Source organism: Psychrobacter sp. TB20-MNA-CIBAN-0197 (genome assembly GCF_040309765.1).
GTDB classification, from domain to species: Bacteria; Pseudomonadota; Gammaproteobacteria; order Pseudomonadales; family Moraxellaceae; genus Psychrobacter; species Psychrobacter submarinus.
On the sequence record NZ_JBEOPC010001040.1, the window covers coordinates 1 to 253 of the forward strand.

Sequence of the window (253 nt, forward strand, 5' to 3'; positions counted from 1 at the left end):
CCATTGGACTGTGCGCAGTATCACTGCCTTCATTTGCACAGCAAGCAACTCAAATTGAAACTCGCGAACCTGAAGCTGCTACTGGATTAATCCATAAAAAAGTAGTGCAAGGTGATAAATACATGGTTGCTGCGGCAAATCCATATGCCTCAAGAGCCGGTCAACAAATTTTAGCCAAAGGCGGCAGTGCCGTAGATGCTGCCATTGCTACTCAACTAGTGCTTACTTTAGTTGAACCGCAATCCTCAGGTAT

General features: G+C 45.5%; 1 protein-coding gene. It reads left to right on the forward strand.

The window, feature by feature from the left end; translation table 11 throughout:
* Nucleotides 1-253: gamma-glutamyltransferase (locus AAEY83_RS17065; protein WP_351061036.1), on the forward strand; the 253-nt coding region annotated here is incomplete at both ends.